The sequence below is a fragment of the Neorhizobium vignae genome, assembly GCF_000732195.1.
Lineage (GTDB): Bacteria > Pseudomonadota > Alphaproteobacteria > Rhizobiales > Rhizobiaceae > Neorhizobium > Neorhizobium vignae.
On record NZ_JNNU01000007.1, the window covers coordinates 220,087 to 237,170 of the forward strand.

General features: G+C 62.1%; 19 protein-coding genes. 10 read left to right on the forward strand and 9 right to left on the reverse strand.

Annotated elements, in window-relative coordinates:
• Positions 1-52: 52 nt before the first annotated feature.
• The 4 genes from GQ59_RS14100 to GQ59_RS14115 all read right to left on the reverse strand — a co-directional run bounded on the left by GQ59_RS14100 (position 53) and on the right by GQ59_RS14115 (position 2,966).
• Complete coding sequence (locus GQ59_RS14100; protein ID WP_037082173.1) at positions 53-1,015, reverse strand: methyltetrahydrofolate cobalamin methyltransferase; 963 nt, start codon at positions 1,013-1,015, stop codon at positions 53-55.
• A 55-nt stretch (positions 1,016-1,070) separates the two neighbouring features.
• The gene (locus GQ59_RS14105; RefSeq protein WP_037082451.1) at positions 1,071-1,373 is read right to left on the reverse strand and encodes a virulence factor; all 303 of its coding nucleotides are present in this window, start codon (positions 1,371-1,373) and stop codon (positions 1,071-1,073) included.
• Positions 1,374-1,492: 119 nt separating this feature from the next.
• Positions 1,493-2,266: a formyl transferase gene (locus GQ59_RS14110; protein ID WP_037082176.1), complete on the reverse strand. Its 774-nt coding sequence runs from the start codon at positions 2,264-2,266 to the stop codon at positions 1,493-1,495.
• 58 nt (positions 2,267-2,324) lie between these two features.
• Positions 2,325-2,966: a DUF1638 domain-containing protein gene (locus GQ59_RS14115; RefSeq protein ID WP_244447963.1), complete on the reverse strand. Its 642-nt coding sequence runs from the start codon at positions 2,964-2,966 to the stop codon at positions 2,325-2,327.
• A gap of 14 nt (positions 2,967-2,980) precedes the next feature.
• On the opposite strand from GQ59_RS14115, the gene GQ59_RS14120 reads away from it, so the two are divergent.
• Positions 2,981-3,139, forward strand: a complete 159-nt coding sequence (locus GQ59_RS14120; protein WP_037082178.1) for an entericidin domain-containing protein — start codon at positions 2,981-2,983, stop codon at positions 3,137-3,139.
• Between the two features lie 30 nt (positions 3,140-3,169).
• Here GQ59_RS14120 and GQ59_RS14125 read toward each other — a convergent pair whose 3' ends face one another.
• Positions 3,170-3,871: a corrinoid protein gene (locus GQ59_RS14125; RefSeq protein WP_037082180.1), complete on the reverse strand. Its 702-nt coding sequence runs from the start codon at positions 3,869-3,871 to the stop codon at positions 3,170-3,172.
• A gap of 263 nt (positions 3,872-4,134) precedes the next feature.
• Between GQ59_RS14125 and GQ59_RS14130 the strand changes: the two genes are divergently transcribed.
• The 4 genes from GQ59_RS14130 (at position 4,135) to GQ59_RS14145 (ending at position 9,178) form a co-directional block, all read left to right on the forward strand.
• On the forward strand, positions 4,135-5,709 hold the full coding sequence (locus tag GQ59_RS14130) for a trimethylamine methyltransferase family protein (RefSeq protein ID WP_037082457.1): 1,575 nt from the start codon (positions 4,135-4,137) through the stop codon (positions 5,707-5,709).
• A gap of 101 nt (positions 5,710-5,810) precedes the next feature.
• The gene (locus GQ59_RS14135; RefSeq protein WP_037082182.1) at positions 5,811-6,488 is read left to right on the forward strand and encodes a ferredoxin; all 678 of its coding nucleotides are present in this window, start codon (positions 5,811-5,813) and stop codon (positions 6,486-6,488) included.
• Between the two features lie 84 nt (positions 6,489-6,572).
• Positions 6,573-7,100: an RNA polymerase sigma factor gene (locus GQ59_RS14140; protein ID WP_037082184.1), complete on the forward strand. Its 528-nt coding sequence runs from the start codon at positions 6,573-6,575 to the stop codon at positions 7,098-7,100.
• The gene (locus GQ59_RS14145; protein ID WP_037082186.1) at positions 7,097-9,178 is read left to right on the forward strand and encodes a vWA domain-containing protein; all 2,082 of its coding nucleotides are present in this window, start codon (positions 7,097-7,099) and stop codon (positions 9,176-9,178) included. Before GQ59_RS14140 ends, GQ59_RS14145 begins: the two co-directional genes overlap by 4 nt.
• 1 nt (position 9,179) lies before the next feature.
• Here GQ59_RS14145 and GQ59_RS14150 read toward each other — a convergent pair whose 3' ends face one another.
• From GQ59_RS14150 to GQ59_RS14160, 3 genes are all read right to left on the reverse strand, one after another.
• Positions 9,180-9,524 (reverse strand): hypothetical protein, encoded by a 345-nt coding sequence (locus tag GQ59_RS14150; RefSeq protein WP_037082188.1) that lies wholly within the window; start codon positions 9,522-9,524, stop codon positions 9,180-9,182.
• Positions 9,525-9,548: 24 nt separating this feature from the next.
• Positions 9,549-10,562, reverse strand: a complete 1,014-nt coding sequence (gene bmt / locus GQ59_RS14155) for a betaine--homocysteine S-methyltransferase (protein WP_037082189.1) — start codon at positions 10,560-10,562, stop codon at positions 9,549-9,551.
• A gap of 118 nt (positions 10,563-10,680) precedes the next feature.
• Positions 10,681-11,676: an ABC transporter substrate-binding protein gene (locus GQ59_RS14160; protein WP_037082191.1), complete on the reverse strand. Its 996-nt coding sequence runs from the start codon at positions 11,674-11,676 to the stop codon at positions 10,681-10,683.
• An 802-nt stretch (positions 11,677-12,478) separates the two neighbouring features.
• Between GQ59_RS14160 and cobU the strand changes: the two genes are divergently transcribed.
• On the forward strand, positions 12,479-13,000 hold the full coding sequence (gene cobU, locus GQ59_RS14165; protein ID WP_037082194.1) for a bifunctional adenosylcobinamide kinase/adenosylcobinamide-phosphate guanylyltransferase: 522 nt from the start codon (positions 12,479-12,481) through the stop codon (positions 12,998-13,000).
• On the opposite strand, the gene GQ59_RS14170 is transcribed toward cobU, so the two are convergent.
• Positions 12,997-13,782 carry a TSUP family transporter gene (locus GQ59_RS14170; protein WP_167336299.1) on the reverse strand — a complete coding sequence of 262 codons (786 nt, stop codon included), beginning with the start codon at positions 13,780-13,782 and terminating at the stop codon, positions 12,997-12,999. The two genes, cobU and GQ59_RS14170, sit on opposite strands and share 4 nt — an antisense overlap.
• Before the next feature lie 178 nt (positions 13,783-13,960).
• On the opposite strand from GQ59_RS14170, the gene GQ59_RS14175 reads away from it, so the two are divergent.
• The 4 genes from GQ59_RS14175 (at position 13,961) to GQ59_RS14190 (ending at position 17,076) form a co-directional block, all read left to right on the forward strand.
• Positions 13,961-14,932 carry a nucleoside hydrolase gene (locus GQ59_RS14175; protein ID WP_037082197.1) on the forward strand — a complete coding sequence of 324 codons (972 nt, stop codon included), beginning with the start codon at positions 13,961-13,963 and terminating at the stop codon, positions 14,930-14,932.
• Between the two features lie 117 nt (positions 14,933-15,049).
• A complete protein-coding gene (locus GQ59_RS14180; RefSeq protein ID WP_092662234.1) occupies positions 15,050-15,334 on the forward strand; it encodes an acyl carrier protein in 285 nt (94 codons plus the stop codon).
• Between the two features lie 29 nt (positions 15,335-15,363).
• Positions 15,364-15,837, forward strand: coding sequence for a 3-hydroxyacyl-ACP dehydratase FabZ family protein (locus GQ59_RS14185; protein WP_037082199.1), 474 nt, complete (start codon positions 15,364-15,366; stop codon positions 15,835-15,837).
• A gap of 39 nt (positions 15,838-15,876) precedes the next feature.
• Complete coding sequence (locus GQ59_RS14190) at positions 15,877-17,076, forward strand: beta-ketoacyl-ACP synthase (RefSeq protein WP_037082202.1); 1,200 nt, start codon at positions 15,877-15,879, stop codon at positions 17,074-17,076.
• The last annotated feature ends 8 nt before the right edge of the window (positions 17,077-17,084 follow it).

The following is a 17,084-nucleotide window of genomic DNA, read 5'->3' on the forward strand; positions in this document are numbered from 1 at the left end:
ATACTTTCATATATGCTTTTGTATATACAAATGTAAAGAGATCCAGTTCTGCTCACTCCGTCCGCGCTCCGGCGCCGGCCCGTGCGGCGCGGCCGCCGCGTCGGCCGCTGGCGGCCGACGGTGCGGCCGTTGCCGCGGCTCCACCGCCTTCCACCGGCTTATAGTCCCGATAGGTCATGATCCAGTTACCGCAGTTCTGGTCGGTGCCGTTCAGCACGTTGGCGGCGCGGACCGCTTCCATTTCCTGCGGCCGGCAGGGATTCATGATCGCGGATGTCATGCCCGCACCGATCACCATCGGAATGAAGCCGGCATTGATGCCGTGGCGGTGCGGCAGGCCGAAGGAAATGTTGGAAAGCCCGCAGGTGGTGTTGACCTTCAGTTCCTCGCGCAGCCGTCGCAGCAGCGCGAAGACCTGCAGGCCCGCGGTTCCGAGCGCGCCGATCGGCATGACCAGCGGATCGACGACGATGTCATGGGGCTTGATGCCGTAGTCGGCGGCGCGTTCGACGATCTTCTTGGCGACCGCGAAACGGACGTCCGGATCCATCGAAATGCCGGTCTCGTCGTTGGAGATCGCCACGACCGGTACGTCGTATTTCTTGCAGAGCGGCAGGATCGCCTCGAGTTTTTCCTCCTCGCCGGTCACCGAATTGACCAGCGGCCGGCCCTTGGCGACTTTCAGCGTTGCCTCGATTGCGGCTGTCACCGAACTGTCGATCGACAGCGGCACGTCGACGAGGCCCTGGACGATCTCCAGGGTCTGGACGAGCAGGCCCGGTTCAGTCTCGTTGGGATTGACCGAGGTGACCCCGGCGTTGACGTCGAGCATGGTGGCACCCGCCGCCACCTGTTCCAGCGCATCTCTGATGACGGTGTCGAAATTGCCCTCGATCATCTCGGCCGCGAGCTTCTTGCGGCCCGTCGGGTTGATGCGTTCGCCGATCACGCAAAAGGGCTGGTCAAAGCCGATCACGATCTCCCGGGTTGCGGATGCGACGATGGTGCGGGTCATTTCTTCCTCCAGGCGGCGCGCGATGCGGCGCAGAAACGATGTGATTGTCTGAACGTCAGGCGGTTTCGCGGCCGCCGGTCTTCACCAGCGCGACGAGTTTTTCCCTGTCATAGGCTGCTTCGAGCTCGGCTGCCGCCCTGTCGGCTTCGGCTTCAAGATCGTCGGAAACGGCGGTCGGCTCGGCCTTGCGCCATTCTGCGAGATAATCGTCGGTGCCGGCGGCGCCGCTGCGCATGGCGCACATGTCGATCGCCTCGGTGAAGCGCAGCGACAGTTCCCGCTTGGCGGTCTGGCGGCCCTTCTTGATGATCACCTGCGCCGGAATATCCCGCCAGAAGACGACGATGCGGTCGGCCATGAATTCCTCCGTGTTGAGGCGCAGCATGCACGGGTGCGGGCGGCAAGACTGCGCTTGCGACGACGTCGCACACGGCAAAATACGACGCGGCGATGTGGATTGCCTAGCCGGATTGCCGGCTACCAGATCTTCCGGGTCAGCCCGTGGTATAGCCAGGTCCAGATCGGCGGCGGGAAACGCAGTGCGGACGGGCCTTGCGGCTGGTACGGCCTCAGCGTGCCGTCGATGGCATCCTGAAGCGCGCGGACGCTGATATCGACGCAGGAGGCGGTCATCAGCAGCGGATAGGTGGCGAGCGAATCCGATCGCGCCGGCTCCATCCGCTTTTCGTAGAGCGTCCCGCCGGTATCGATGCCGTTGTCGACCAGATGCACGGTCGCGCCAAAGTTTTTCTCGTCGCCTTCGACCCGCGACCAGTAGCCGCCCATCTGGCCGCGATACATCGGATTGATGCCGGCATGGAAGTTGATGACGGGGCAGGGGATGGCGGCAAGCGTCGCTGGCGACAGGATGCGGCAGGATATGGTGAAGATCGCAGCGGGCCTCAAGGCTGTCACCGCTGCGTGACAGGCCTGATCGTTGAGGGAAGCCACGTGGGTCACGGGGATCGCCGGGTTAGGCTCGGCGGAATGGCCGTAGTCGCGGATGATATCGGCGGAGCGCCTTGCCGCGACGCTCTTGGTGAGCCGCGATGCGATCATCGTCGCCAGCTGACCGAGCGCTGTAAACCAGCCGAACCGCCGGGCGCGGCGTTTCAGCAGCGTGCCCTTCGATTCCGGCTGTTCCTCGACGACATGCAGGTCGGGAAAATGTTTTGCCAATGCGTTGATCATCAGCTGCGGGTTCGCCCCGCCCGACGTCATCACCACGATCCGAGAATTCCGGTCCTGCATCGATCCCCCCGCAAAAAGCGCAGGGCGGCACTCTTCCGCCGAAGGCCCGAACAAACGGTTAAACCGAGCGTAACGCCTGCGTGAGGTCGCCGTAGCCGGTGAAGCGGTATTCGTATTCCAGGCCGAGGTACTCGGCGGCCCCACGCGCCTTTTCCTGAAGGACCTTGTCTTCCTCCTGGCTGAGATAGACGAGTTTTCGGTAATTGCCGAAATACATGTCCTTCAGCTGCGGATGACGGTCGAGGCCGAGCGGTTCGATGACGAAGGCCTCGAACTGGCGGGCAAGGAAGTCGGTCAGGAAAAATGAAAAAAGGTCTTCGTCCGCTTTTGCGGCAAAAGCGTCGTTTCCGGCAAAGAAGGAATAACAGTGCGGGCCCTCAATGCGGGCAATGCCCTCGCGCTCGCAGAGCCGGTCGATGTCGCCGCCCGTTCCGCAATCGGCGTAGGCGAAGAAGATTTTTTCGAAGCCTGCGTCACGCGCCTCGGCGACAGCTTTTTCCAGCCCCGGAACGATCTTCTGCGGATAGGCGTGCCAGATTGCCGGCAAACAGTTGAGATCGATATGGCCAAGGCCTTGCTGCCTGGAAACAGCGAGGATTTCCCTGGCGATCGCTCCGCACGCGATCACGTGAACTTTTTCGCGAGTTGAACGTTCCTCTGCCGGAAAATTCATTTCCGCCACGATTTCATCTCTCTCCATTGGAGTATTCTAACATGACGGCCAAGACAGTCACGATAATCGCCGCTCTTCTTGCGACGATGGTTTCTCTCACCTCCTGCGGCAATACCATTCGTGGCATGGGCCAGGATACGGCCAATACCGTCAATGCCACTCAGGACGCGGGGCGCCGGGTCGATCGCGCTGCGCGCTAAGGCGTCTCAGTCAGCAGGCCGTTCGGCGCCTCAGGCGCCGGCGGCAAGGCTGTTGTGCTTGCGACGGATATATTCCTTCGCCGTTTCGACAGCGACCGCCGCATCGCGGCAATAGGCATCGGCGCCGACGGCCCTGCCGAATTCCTCGTTGAGCGGCGCGCCGCCGACAAGCACGATGTAGTCGTCGCGCATGCCCTTTTCCTTCAGGGTGTCGATGACGACCTTCATATAGGGCATGGTCGTGGTCAAAAGCGCCGACATTCCGAGAATATCGGGCTGCTCCCGCTCGATCGCATCGAGATAATTCTCGACGGGGTTGTTGATGCCAAGATCGACCACGTCGAAGCCCGCTCCCTCCATCATCATGCCGACGAGGTTCTTGCCGATGTCGTGGATGTCGCCCTTGACGGTGCCGATCACCATCTTGCCGAGCTTCGGAGCGCCGGTTTCGACCAGAAGCGGGCGCAGGATGAACATGCCCGCCTTCATGGCATTCGCCGAGAGCAGCACTTCCGGCACGAAAAGAATGCCATCGCGGAAGTCGATGCCGACGATGCGCATGCCCTCGACCAGTGCCTTCGTAAGGACGTCATAGGGCGTCCAGCCGCGCGCGAGCAGGATGTTGGTCGCCTCCTCGATCTCCTCCTTCAAGCCGTCGTAAAGATCGTCGTGCATCTGCTGCACGAGTTCCTCGTCGGAAAGTTCCGCCAGGATGATTTCGTCGTCGGACATGCAATGCTTCCCTTCGTTCGAGGGGCCGGTTCGAAGGCCGGCAAATCAGACGTTTACCGTCCCGACTATCTGTACCTTTAATTTGCTTGGCAATTTCTTTCGTATGCGACAGCGGCGCGTCGGAAAAACGACGGAAGATCGCGGCGTGATGTCTGTCCTGTACAAACCCGTGACGCAGAAAGGCGGGGCTCCGCTTGCGCTTGAGCCTAGCATGGCGCATCAAAAAGCTTGAGGCGCTTTTCAAAGCGGAGGCGAGGAACATCATGGACGATTTGACCCCAGAGACGGAACCGGCAGGCAGCGGGGCCAGGCGTGGCCGCGGCGAGCGCGGAGCGGCAGGCCGCCGCGCGGCCCGCGCAGGCAACGGTCCCGGCCTCTCCTTGCCCTATATCACCCGCAAAATAGGCGTCTACGAGGTGCTGGACGAGGAGGGCCTTGCTCTCATCGAGCGCAATGCGGATCTCATCCTCGAAGAAATAGGCATCGAATTCCGCGAGGACGAGGAAGCGCTGGATCTCTGGGCGAAGGCTGGTGCCGATGTCCAGGGCCATCGGGTGCATTTCCCCAAGGGCCTCTGCCGGGAACTCCTGAAGACCGCACCGAGCGAATTCACCTGGCATGCGCGCAATCCGGAACGCAACGTCCAGATCGGCGGCAAGGCGACCGTGTTCGCGCCGGTCTACGGACCTCCCTTCGTGCGCGATCTCGACGGCAAGCGCCGTTACGCGACGATCGAGGATTTCCGCAACTTCGTGAAGCTCGCCTATATGGCGCCGTCGATGCATTCGTCGGGCGGCACGGTTTGCGAACCGGTCGACGTGCCGGTCAACAAGCGGCATCTCGACATGGTCTACAGCCATATCAAGTATTCCGACAAGCCGTTCATGGGATCGGTCACCGCGCCGGAACGCGCCGAGGACACCGTCGCCATGGCGAAGCTGGTGTTCGGCGACGAATTCGTCGAAAACAATTGCGTCACCCTGAACCTCATCAACGCCAATTCTCCGATGGTATTCGACGGGACCATGCTCGGCGCGCTGAAGGTCTATGCGCGGCATAACCAGGCATCGGTCGTGTCGCCGTTCATTCTCTCCGGCGCCATGAGCCCGGTGACCGTGACCGGCACGCTGACGCAGATTCTTGCCGAGGTGCTGGCGGGTGCTGCGCTGACGCAGCTGATCCGCAAAGGCTCGCCGGTGCTGTTCGGCACGTTCGCGGCGTCGATCTCGATGCAGTCGGGCGCTCCGACCTTCGGCACGCCGGAGCCGTCCCTGGTTTCTTACGGCGCGGCCCAGCTTGCCCGTCGCCTCGGCCTGCCGTTCCGCACCGGCGGTTCGCTCTGCGGCTCGAAAGTGCCCGATGCCCAGGCGGCGCACGAATCGGCCAATACGCTCAACACGACCCTGCTCGCCGGCACCAATTTCGTGCTGCATGCGGCGGGCTGGCTGGAAGGTGGTCTGGTGTCGTCCTATGAAAAATTCATGATCGACCAGGACCAGCTCGGCATGATGCAGAAGATGGCGCAGGGCGTCGATTTGTCCGAGGAGGGCCAGGCCCTCGACGCGATCCGCGAAGTCGGCCCCGGCAGCCACTATCTCGGCTGCGCCCATACCCAGGCGCATTTCCAGACGGCCTTCTATCGCTCGGCGCTGATGGACAACAATTCCTTCGAACAGTGGGAGATCGAGGGCGAGAAGCGCATCGAGCAGCGCGCCAACGCGCTCTGCCGCTCCTGGCTCGACAGTTACGAAGCACCGCCGCTCGATCCTGCGATCGACGAGGCGCTGCTCGCCTTCATCAAGGACCGCAAGGATTCGATGCCCGACGCCTTCACCTGAAGAGAGCCCGATGCCGCCAGGGAGCAAGGCGGTGCCAGACTGGTAGCGGATTTTGTCCAGGAAGGGGTTTGGCGCCCTCACTACAAATACCAGGGGCCTCGGTGAGGCCGCCTTCACCACTTCTCGATGAGATTGCCGCGAGGCTCGAACCGCACGGCATTCTGATCCGCGGCGTGGTGAATTTTGGATCGGGGGAGCGGCCGTTGCTCGGCGATGGCATGCTTGCCAGGTCCGTCGTCTTGCTCGGCAATGTCGACGGTTCGATCTGGCCGTCGTTTACGGAATGGCGAAACGGCCGTGACGGCCCCGATCCCCTCGACACGTGGTCGAAGACGCTGATCCGGCCTCTTGCCGAGCAGCTCGGAGCGGCTGCCTATTTCCCGTCCGATCCGCCCTGGCAGCCGTTCCAGCAATGGGCGATGAAGGCCGAAGGCCTGAAGTCGTCGCCGCTCGGCATCCTCATCCATCCGCAGTTCGGCCTCTGGCACGGGTATCGCGGCGCTCTCGGTTTTCCGTTTGCGATAGAGAGTTCGCCCGATGAGGCCGAGCATCCTTGCGAGAGCTGCGCGGATAAGCCCTGCCTGTCAGCCTGTCCCGTCAATGCAGTCGGCCTGTCGGGCTTCGATGTTGCCCGATGCGCTGCCTATCTCGCAAGCGATGCGGGCAAAGCGACCTGCATGATTTCCGGCTGTGCGGCCCGCAATTCCTGTCCGGTCGGCGCGCAGCATCGCTACCCGCCGGGGCAGCTCCGGTTCCATATGGAAGCGCTGGTGCGGTGAACGAAAAAAGTTTTTCCCGGGTACCCAAGGAATTTCCGCAGCGAAACGTCTAAACTCTTGAGCGACGGAAAAGCGGGCGGATAAGTGAGCGCGGAAATCCTCGATAAGGCATGCCAGGGCGACCGCAATGCGTTTTCAGCGCTCGTCGAGGCGCACTACGATTTCATTCATGCCGTCGCCTGGCGCTGGTGCGGCTCGCAAAGCGATGCGGAAGACATCGCCCAGGACGTCTGTATCCGGCTGGGCAAGGCGATCCGCAGCTTCAAGGGGCAGTCGGCGTTCCGCACCTGGCTCTACACCCTGACACTGAATGCCGTGCGCGACCATCAGCGCAAGTCCTCCCGCCGGCGACGGGACCACGACCGGCTAGCAAATGACCCGATCTTCTTTTCGCATCCGGAGCCGGAGGAGGACGGTCGCGGTGACTGGCTGTGGGCGGCGGTGCGCCGCCTGCCGGAAAAACAGCGGGATGCGGTCCTGCTGGTTCACGGCGAAGGGCTCTCCCATGCGGCTGCGGCGGGCATTCTCGAATGCAGCGAAAACACGGTCTCCTGGCATCTGCACGAGGCGCGTAAACGATTGAAGGACCTTCTGAAGAAGGAGGCGGTTTGACCATGACGGACGAATTCGACCAACTCGGCAATCTAGCCCCGGCGCCCCGCGCTTCCGATGCGGCACGCGCCCGTGCGCTTGCCGCCGCCATGCAGGCCTTCGACGAGACGGAAAAAAATGCCGCACGCAGCAAAGGAAGTTCCTGGTGGCGGCGTCAAAGCTCCGTTCTCAACCGGATCTGGAGCATCCGCATGGTCACCCAACACCGTTATCTCGCAGGCTCTGCGCTTGCGACGATGCTGATCATTCCCACGGCCGCACTGCTGACATTCGAACTGACGCGCGGCAACCTGCCGGGCTCGGGGCAGGTCGCCCTGCCGCAAGTCATGGACGCGCCGAAGCCCGCGGCGGAAAGAGTTCCGGCGCCGCCGGTCGCGAAGCCGGCTGAACCGCAGCAGGAAGCGGTACCGGGGGGGGACGCTGCACCATCGGCTCGATCCTCCAGACAAGGCGATTTTGCTGCGCCGGATGTTGCCCGGCTCCTGAACAAGCAGGAGGCCAGCGGTGGTGCTGCCAAACGAAGCGTGGCGCCCCCTCAAGCGGTTATGCCCGCTCCCATGGCGCCGCCGCCGGTCATGGCTGAGCGCGCGGTACCACTGGCCGCCGTTCCCCGTCATGCGCCAACCGAGCGCGAAATCCTGCCGCCACTCGAAGAAAGCCGCGACCGTTTCGCCAATGCGGACACCAATCCGGTAAAGAGCGTCGCAACCGATCCGGTCTCGACCTTCTCCGTCGACGTCGATACCGCGTCCTATGCCTTCGTCCGACGCTCGCTGCTGGAAGGACATCTGCCCGATCCGGACAGCGTGCGCGTTGAGGAGATGATCAACTACTTCCCCTATGACTGGCCGCGGCCGCAGACGGTCGACGAACCGTTCCGGACCACCGTCACCGTCACGCCGACGCCGTGGAATAGCGGCACTCGGCTGATGCATGTGGCGATCAAGGGGTACGAGGCCACGCCGGCCGCGCAGCCTGCGGCCAATCTGGTTTTCCTGATCGACGTCTCGGGCTCGATGAACGCACCGGACAGGCTGCCTTTGCTGAAAAGCGCTTTCCGACTGCTGGTCGGCAAGCTGAAACCGGAGGACAAGGTCTCGATCGTCACCTATGCAGGCAATGCCGGGACGGTGCTGGAGCCGACCTCCGCCCGTGAGCGCGACAGGATTCTCGCTGCAATCGACAATCTTCGGCCCGGCGGCTCGACGGCCGGCGCCGAAGGCATTGATGCGGCCTATCGGCTGGCCCGCCAGGCCTTCATCCAGGGCGGCGTCAACCGGGTGATGCTGGCGACCGACGGCGATTTCAACGTGGGCGCTTCCAGCGACGAAGATTTGAAGCGGATCATCGAGCAGCGCCGCAAGGACGGCATCTTCCTGTCGGTTCTTGGTTTCGGAAAGGGCAATCTCAACGACAGCCTGATGCAGACGCTCGCCCAGAACGGCAACGGCACGGCCGCCTATATCGATACGCTTGCCGAGGCGCAGAAGGCGCTTGTCGACGAGGCCGGCTCGACGCTTTTCCCGATCGCCAAGGACGTGAAGATCCAGGTGGAGTTCAATCCGCAGCAGATCTCCGAATATCGACTGGTCGGCTATGAGACCCGGGCGCTAAAGCGCGAGGATTTCAACAATGACCGGGTGGATGCCGGCGATATCGGCTCCGGCCATGCGGTGACGGCGATTTACGAGGTGACGCCGAAAGGCAGCGCCTCGGCGCTCAACGACCCGCTCCGTTACGGCCCGGCCGCGGCGTCGGCACCGATCCCGGTCTCCGATGAAATGGCCTTCGTCAAAATCCGCTACAAGCAGCCGGATGGTGATGTCAGCAAGCTGATCACCACGCCGGTCTCGGAAATGAACGCGGTGCGGGATTTCTCGGCGGCACCTCAGGATGTCCGCTTCGCCACGGCCGTCGCCGCCTTCGGTCAGAAACTGCGCGGCACCGATGCGCTTGACGCCTATCCCTACCGCTTGATCCTCGACATGGCGCGCAACGCCCGCGGCGAGGATGCGTTCGGATATCGGGGCGGGTTCCTCGATCTGGTGCGGCTCGCGGAGACCCTGGACCTCCGGTAAGTCAGGCCTTCGGGTAGGCCCGCTCCAGTCCGCCGGAGCGGGTCAGTCCGTCGCGAAACGCGACATAGGCCGGATGCTGGCTGGACTTCGCGGCTTCCATCAGCCGGATCTGCAGGCGGGCAGGGGCGGCGTTGCCGATCCACTCGCCACATTTCTGAAGCTTCAGCGAATTCAGGAACTTCGCTTCCGAGGCGTTGTGCATGTAGAGGTGCAAACCATCGAGCAGCAGGTCGTCTGACGTCGGGTTGTCCATCAGCAGAATAAGCCAGGACTGATTTTCGGCGGAGAAAGTGGAAAGGCTCTCCGCCACTGTTTCCCGGCTGCCGATCGGCGATATGTTTGCCATGTCTCTGTCCTTCAGCCCAACGGGTCAGCCGCGGCGGCGGCGTCTTTCCCGGCCGGAATCGCCGCCCGATTCACTGGCGGTCTTATTGCGCAGCGGGCCGATCTTGTCGACGATTTCCTCGATCGTCGGACGCGGCCGAGGGGTATAATCGTCGAGTGCTGCGCGCATGGCGGCCAGATGTTCGCAGGAGGTGCCGCAGCATCCGCCGATGATTCTTGCGCCGGCATCGCGGGCAAGCCGTGCATATTCGGCCATCAGCGGCGGCGTACCCGAATAGAAGATTTCGGAGCCGCGAAATTCCGGAATGCCGCAATTGCCCTTGACGATGGTCACCGCATGGGGATCGGCCGCCGTCATGTCCAGCAGGCTCGACAGGATGTCGGAGGCGCCGACGCCGCAATTGGCGCCGGCCGCCACCGGGCCTTCGCCGACATCCTTCGCCACGTCGTGGATCTGCTTGGGATCGAGCCCCATCATCGTCCTGCCGGCGGTGTCGAAAGAGCCGGTGTAGGTATAGGGCAACCCGGCCTTGACGGCAGCTTCGGCCGCCGCGCGGATTTCTTCCGGCGCGGACATGGTTTCGATCCAGGCGATGTCGGCGCCGCCGGCCTTCAGGCCCTCGATCTGTTCCGCAAAGGCGGCGACCGCATCCTCGTAGGTCATCGCGCCGAGCGGAACGAACAGTTCGCCGGTCGGGCCGACCGAGCCGGCGACGATTACCTTTCGGCCTGCTCTGTCTGCCACCTTGCGGGCAATCTCGGCGGCAAGCCGGTTGAGTTCGTGCACCCGGCCTTCCGCCTTGTGCAACTTCAGCCGTTGGCGCGTGCCCCCGAAGGAATTGGTCAGGATGATGTCGGCGCCCGCATCGACGAAATCCTGATGCAGCTTCTCGATCTTTTCAGGCGCGGCCTCGTTCCACAGTTCCGGCGCTTCGCCGGCCTCGAGGCCCATGGCGAAGAGATTGGTGCCGGTGGCACCGTCGGCCAGCAGCACGCCCTTTTCGGCCAGAAGTTCGGTCAATGCGTTGGCGGTGGGCATGGCGGCGCTCCTTGCAATGGAAATGTCATATAAAGAAACCTTTATATGATTGCAACTCGCAGCCGCGTGCCTCTTCGCGACGCTGGCGGCTTTAACAGCGCCGGTTCAAGCAATCGCGTCAGAGCGATGCCTTGATCTTGTCGGCCACATCAGGAGCGACCCACTTGGTCCAGATATTCGGATTGCTTTCGAGAAAGTGTTTGGCGGCAGCTTCGTTGGTGCTCTTGTTCGCTTCCTGCCAGGCGAGCAGGCTGTTGACCGCCGTATTGGTCCACTTGCGTCTCTTGATGTAGTCCATCGCCACTTCCGCCTTCTGGGCGAATTGTCTGGTGACCAGAGTGAAGGCCTGGGACGTCGGATAGGAGTTGACCTTCGGGTTCGGGCAATTGGGCACGGCGGTGCAGGCGTCCCAATCGGCCTTGTCGTGCGGGACATTGAAGGAGAGCTTCACCATCTCGTATTTGCCGAGAAAAGCCGTCGGAGCCCAGTAGTAGCCGAGCCAGCCGGTCTTTTTCTCGAAGGCGTTGGTGATCGAACCGTCAAGGCCGGCGGCCGTGCCGGTGTCGATCAGATCGAATTTCTTTTCCTCGGCGTCAAGTGCCCGGAACAGGTTGGCGGTCGAAACCTGGCAGCTCCAGCCGGACGGGCAGTTATAGACGGCACCCCTTCCGGATTTCTGCGGTGACGGGAAAAGATCCGGATGGGCCAACGCCTGCTGCACGGTCTTGATATCGGGATGGGCATCGGCAAGGAATTTCGGGATCCACCAGCCTTCGACGGCGCCGTCGGAAAGGATCTCCGCGCCGACGATCATACGGCCCTCGGCAACGGCCTTGTCGAGTGTGGTGCGCACCGAGTTGATCCAGAACTCCGGCGCCAGATCCGGCTGGCTTCTTTCGTTCATGGACGTGAAGGTCGGAAGCGTGTCACCCGGGACGAGCTGGACCGTGCAACCGAAGCCTTGTTCGAGGATGATCTTGTCGAGATTGGCCGCAATGCCGGCTGAAGCCCAGTTCATTTCGGCGATCGAGACCGTACCGCAATCCGCCGAGGCTGACCCTGAAAAAGCAAAAAGACCGGCAGCAAGGACCGTGGAAGCGAGGATTTTTTTCATTCTGGGACCTCCCGGTCTTTCCTTTCACTGTTTACTCAATCGAGCGCGAGGTGGTGCACACTGTTGGAACCAGTCTGAGCAGGCCGCCCAGAGTATAGGTCTCGTTCGCATCTGCGACAGCTTTCCACGGATACTGTGCATTTATTATGTCAGTGCAAAACACGGTACGTCTTCCTCCTCAGAAATCAACACGCACACGCCGCGCTATCGCGCCGGTCGTCGACTCCAGCCCTTGAGATCGTCACCTGCGACGAGGAAAACATTCACTGAGCGCGAAACAGTGTCGTGTCGGGCTGGGCCTTTTCCGCCAGCCGCCGCTATTCACCTGCCAATCCATCGGAAAAAACAGAAAAAATGAGAAAAGCGTGCAGCTTACGGAGTTCACTAACCATCCGGTAAGAATGTGGCGTTATTGCTTTTCATGCGGGCGGTTAGCTCGCGCTTGGCGCCGGATCAGGTAGTGCGTACCGGTCGCCCTTGCCGTCCGATGGCAGGCCTCGTTCTGTTGGCCCGCGGACACTTCATCTTCCGATCGTTGTCAGATTCGCGACTATCAATATGGGGCCACGGCCTCCTTTGCCAAATGCGCGGATTTGTGGCCGAAATCGGCTGGCCGGACCCGGCCAGCCGTGGCAGCCTGCTTCGATGAAGCCAACGACGGCAAGCGGGTGTTGGTTGACACTTCGCGGATATAGCTGCACCATTTGCCGGCAATGCGAATCCAGAGACATCATCACCAACAGGGCCGGACGCCTCCTTTCTACGAATCGTCCGGTCCCCTCTGGTCCAGGCCATTTTCTCCATGACATGCAACGGTCACGTCACCCTTGTCCTCGGGGGCGCCCGCTCGGGCAAATCCGGTTTCTCGGAAAGGCTTGCCAAGGAGAGCGGCCTGGAACGGCACTACGTCGCCACCGGTCGTGCCTATGACGACGAGATGCGCTCGCGCATCGCCCGGCATCGTGTCGACCGCGGAGACGGCTGGACCACGCACGAAGTGCCGCTCGACCTGGTGGAGCGACTGACCGAAATCGATGCGCCGGGAAGAGTCGTCCTTGTCGATTGCCTGACGCTCTGGCTCACCAACCTGATGATGGACGAGCGCGATATCGACACTGCCGCCGCCACACTTGTGGGCCGGTTCGGAAGCCTTTCGGCGAAACTGATTCTCGTCTCCAACGAGGTCGGTCTCGGAATCGTGCCTGACAACAAGATGGCGCGGGAGTTCAGAGACCATGCCGGAAGGCTGCATCAGCGGATAGCGGCATCTGCCGACGAGGTCTTCTTCATCGCCGCCGGTCTGCCGCTCAGGATGAAGGGCTAGAAGCCGAACCAGACGCGGACGGGATGGGTCGGATCGGCGAGCAGCTTAAGGGCGAGCGCCAGGCAGGAGATGACGAGCAGCGGCTTGATCAGCTTCGCGCCGTTCTTCATGGCCATTCGTGAGCCGACCTGGGCGCCGAGGAACTGGCCGACGCCCATGATCAGGCCGATCTTCCAAAGGACGGACCCGGTCGCCGCAAAGACCAGGAACGAGCCGAAATTCGAGCCGAGATTTATGAGTTTTGTATGGGCGGTCGCCTTCAGCATGCCAAAGCCCGCGAGCAGCACGAAACCCAGCATGTAGAACGAGCCGGCGCCAGGTCCGAATATGCCGTCATACAGGCCGACCAACGGGACGATCGTCACCCCGAACACCAAGGGCGTCACCCGGCGGTGACTGTCGATGTCGTTGAGATTGGGCTTGACGGCGAAGAACAGCGCGATGGCGATCAGCAGGAAGGGGATTGCCGCGGCAAGCCAGCCTGCGGGCACCAGCGACGCGAGCGTGGCGCCGACGGCCCCACCGATCAGCGACATCCCAGCCATCGGCAACTGGCTTTTCAAGTTCACATGACCACGGCGCGCATAGGCGATCGTCGCGGATGCCGACCCGAACTGTGACTGCAGCTTGTTGGTCGCGAGCGATTCGAGCGGCGGAATGCCGGCGATCAGCATGACCGGAATGGTGATGAGCCCGCCGCCGCCAGCGATCGAATCGACAAAACCGGCAAAAATCGCGGCGAGAAACAGCAGGAAGAGGAATTGGAATGCGAGGTCGGTCAAGGGGGGGGGACTCTGTCGGCGGAAACGCATTCGGACGGATGCGGCGTGCTTCTCGCATCGAACAGTCACGACTGCAACCGCCTTTGACGGGACCCCAGCCATGTTGCTTCCGGGATTGCGCATCATCGGTTTGGCGTTATTGTGCGCGCCTTTCGAAGAGCCGAACAAGGAAAAGCTTATGCACAAGGTCATTTTCGATACGGACCCCGGCGTTGACGACGCGATGGCGCTGCTCTTTCTGCATAGGCACCCGGAAATCGATCTTCTCGGCGTGACGACCGTTTTCGGCAATGTTCCGCTCGATCTCACGACCCGCAATGCGCAGTTCCTGCATCAGGAGTGGGGGATTTCAGCCCCCATCGCCAAAGGCGCCGACAGCACGATCGATCCGTTGCGCAGCGACGATCGCGCCGCTTCCGTCGTGCACGGTCTAGACGGTCTCGGCAATATCGGCCTGCCTGAGACGATCGACTGGCCGCTCGATCCGCGTCCCGCCTACCAGTTCATCATCGATACCGTCCGCGACAATCCGGGCGAAGTGACGCTGATCGCCGTCGGCCGCATGACGAACCTGGCGCTGGCGCTGCAGGCTGATCCGGATTTCGCCGGCCTCGTCAAGGAAGTCGTCGTCATGGGCGGCGCCTTCGATGTGAACGGCAACGTCACGCCCGCAGCGGAAGCCAACATCCATGGCGACCCGGAAGCCGCCGACATCATCTTCACCACGCCGTGGAAGGTCACCATCGTCGGCCTGGACGTGACCATGAAGACGATCATGACCGGGGAATATCTTGCCGACATGGCCAGGTCGGGCGAAAAATCGGTGCAATTGCTCTCCGACTTGTCGCAGTATTACATCGAGTTCTACAAGAGCCGGGTCGGCATCGCCGGCATGGCGGTACATGACAGCACGGCCTGCGTCTATCTGGTACGGCCGGATCTTTTCATCCTCCGCGGTGGTCCCGTGCGAGTCGTCTGCGGCGGCATTGCCGACGGCGAAACGATCCAGGCTCCCGACAGCGGCCGCAAGTTCGTCGGCACGGCCTGGGACGGCCAGCCGAGCCAGTGGGTGTGCATCGACGTCCGATCGGACGAGGTTCTGGAGGTGATCCGGGCTGCGCTGGTCGAGAGCCGGGCCTCCGGCGCCTAGTCGATTGCTGTTTAGGCAACAGTTCCGGTGCAAATTTTCATGCGGGTAGACGAAGCCATTGGCATTTGTGATCGATTTCCCTATGTGGAACCTTGATTTTGATATTCTGCGAAGGACATGGGCGTGACAGCTACATTCGATAAAGTTGCCGACATCATTGCTGAGACCAGCGAAATCGATCGCGAGACCATCACGCCGGAAAGCCACACGATCGATGACCTGGGCATCGACAGCCTGGATTTCCTGGATATCGTGTTCGCCATCGACAAGGAATTCGGGATCAAGATTCCGCTTGAACAGTGGACCCAGGAAGTCAACGAGGGCAAGGTTTCGACCGAAGAGTACTTCGTCCTCAAGAACCTGTGTGCCAAGATCGACGAGCTGAAGGCGGCCAAGGGCTGATCGTCTGATCATCCCGGGCCGGCAAACTCATGCTGCTCGAATATTTCCAGATGATCGACCGCGTCGAAGCGGTCGATCTTGGGGCGAAAGTGTTGAAGGCGCGGTCTGTCGTGCCGTCCAAAAGCCCTGTCTTTGAAGGCCACTTTCCCGGAATGCCGCTGGTGCCGGGCGTGCTCCTGATCGAGACCATGGCGCAGGCCTCCGGTTTCCTGGTGCTCGCTGCCACCGATTTCGCCGCGATGCCGTTCCTGATGTCTGTCGACGGCGCCAAGATGCGCGCCTTTGTGGAGCCTGACGCGGTTCTCGACATCGAGGCGTTTCTGGAGCATGAGGGGTCCGGTTACGCGGTAACCAAGGCAAAGATCACGTGTAACGGCAAGAAGGTCTGCGACGCACAGCTCAAACTGCGCACCATGCCGTTCAGCGAAATCCCGCTGGCGCCGGTCATCCGCAAGCGTGCGGAAGAGGTCGGCCTGATGGATGCGATTGCCGCAAGCGCATAAAAGCCCGCCCGTTCAGTCCGGTGGGTCAAAGAGGACATTATGAAGTCTGACAATGATGTCGTGATCACTGGTATCGGGATCGTCACCAGCCAGGGCGTTGGCAAGGAGCCGCATATCGCGCTGCTGTCGTCGGCAGAAGCGGGCGCCCCGAAAGTCGAGACCGATCGTTTCGCGCCGTATCCGGTGCATCCGATGCCCGAGATCGACTGGTCGGCGCAGATCGCCAAACGTGGCGACCAGCGCCAGATGGAGAACTGGCAGCGGCTCGGCGTGTTTTCCGCAGGCCTCGCGCTCGACGACGCCGGCCTGAAGACGGATGCGGACGCCTGCGCTTCCATGGACATGATCGTGGCCGCTGGCGGCGGCGAACGCGACATCAAGGTCGATTCGCTGATCGTCGACGAAGCGCTGAAGCGCAACGACCGCGAAATGCTGCTCAACGAGAAGCTGACCACCGAGCTCCGCCCGACGCTGTTTCTGGCGCAGCTTTCCAATCTGGTCGCCGGCAATATCTCGATCGTCCACAAGGTCACCGGTTCGTCGCGCACGTTCATGGGCGAAGAGGCGGCCGGCATCTCTGCCGTCGAGACAGCCTTCCATCGCATCAAGGCTGGCCAATCGACCCATAGCTTGGTCGGCGGCGCATTCGTCGCCGAACGCGCCGACATCATCCTTCTTGTCGAGGGTATTCGTGCGCATGCGACCGGCGGCTGGCATCCGCTGTGGTCGCGTTCCACTGAGGATGGCGGCGGCATGATCATGGGTACGGTCGGCGCCTTCCTGGTGCTCGAATCGCGCGCCCATGCGCAAGCACGCGGCGCGCATGTCTACGCCGTCATAGATGCGATCGAAGGCGATCGTGGCAATCGCGACGAGGGCAGGCTCGAAAAGCGCCTCACCCGTCTCGCCGGCCATGCCTCTGGGATTTCCAAGGCCGATACGGTCGTCTTTTCGGGTGCCAGCGGCGTCGTGGATCTGGCGTCGCGCGAAAAGGCGCTGCTGGAGACGGAGTTTCCCGGTGCTGCCATCCGCGGTTTCGGCGGCGTCACCGGCCATGGCATGGAAGCGCAGTTCCCGCTTGGTCTGGCACTTGCCGCACTGACCTTGGATGGGGCCGCCAAGGTTCCCACATTCGATGCCCAGAACGAACGGCCGATGGCGGCGCCCGCAAAGCATGCGGTGGTGACGACCGTCGGTTATACGCGCGGCGAGGGCCTAGCAGTCCTCTCGGCCGCGTAAAGGAGCTA